This is a genomic window from Streptomyces phytophilus, from assembly GCF_013870535.1.
Classification (GTDB): Bacteria; Actinomycetota; Actinomycetes; order Streptomycetales; family Streptomycetaceae; genus Streptomyces; species Streptomyces phytophilus.
Genome location: NZ_JACBXC010001741.1, coordinates 1 through 1,005, shown reverse-complemented (window position 1 = coordinate 1,005; position 1,005 = coordinate 1). Strand labels below are relative to the sequence as shown.

General features: G+C 74.6%; 2 protein-coding genes. One reads left to right on the top strand and one right to left on the bottom strand.

Going from position 1 to position 1,005, the window contains the following annotated elements:
* A partial coding sequence (locus H5J30_RS35670) for an alpha/beta hydrolase (protein ID WP_181791923.1) occupies positions 1-398 on the top strand: 398 nt, incomplete at its 5' end.
* 12 nt (positions 399-410) lie between these two features.
* Here the strand turns inward: H5J30_RS35670 and H5J30_RS35665 are convergent.
* On the bottom strand, positions 411-1,005 hold a 595-nt coding region (locus H5J30_RS35665), incomplete at its 5' end, for a phosphoinositide-specific phospholipase C-related protein (RefSeq protein WP_508471344.1).

The window sequence follows — 1,005 nt, the reverse complement described above, 5'->3', positions numbered from 1 at the left end:
CCGCCGTCACCTGCCGCGACACCAGCGACCGCTACACCGCGGCGGACGTGGAGCGGGCCAGGGCCGAGTTCACCAAGGCGTCCCCGGTCTTCGGCACGTTCATGGCCGGCCAGTTGCTGACCTGCACGGGCTGGCCCGTACCCGGCGACAACGACTCCCGCGACGTACGCGCCGCGGACGCCCCGGCGGCGCTGCTGGTCGCCACCACCGGCGACCCCGCCACCCCGTACAAGGGCGGGGCGGACATGGCGAAGGCCCTCGGCAACGACTCCGTCGTGCTGACCTACCGGGGCGACGGCCACACCGGCTACATCACCGGGAACGACTGCGTCGACGGCAGCGTCGACGACTTCCTGTTCGAGGGCAGGCTGCCGCGGGAGGGAACGCGCTGCGGCTGACCGCGCCCTGCTTCAGGGCGTCTCGGAGTTGAGGCGCCGTACCGCGCCCGCGGCGTCCCCGAGGGTCATGTGGTTCACGGCGATGATGGTCGGCAGCCGCCCGCGCAGCAGCGCGCACGTCCTGGCACGGCGGTAGATGACGTCGGCGCCGTTGACGGCGGCGGCCTCGGCGCGGGGGGCGCCCATGCCGTGGGTGACGAAGTGGTTGAGGAGGAAGAGCTGCTTGCGGGGGTCGGTGCCGCCGCGGTGGGGCGCGCAGCTCAGGTCGCCGGCGCTGCGCGCGCGGTACGGGGTCTCGACGGCGTAGTCGTAGAAGTTGCGGTACCAGGGCGCCGGCCCGTCGGCCTCCTCGGCGAACACCACGAGCCGCCGCCCGGAGTCGGCCATCTCGCCGAGCGTCGGCCAGGGGGCGGCGGGGTCGGGGTCGGGCCGGTAGAGATACGGCCCGAGGCCGGCGGCGCGGAAGGCGCGGGCGGTGTCGCGGGGGGTGATGGCGTCCTGGAGGATCAGGGTCACCACGTCCCGCGGATGCGCCTCCAGCCAGTCGTGCAGTTCGCGCAGTTGCGCGGCGAGCGGGGTGGCGCCCATCCGGCACGGCCCGTGGCAC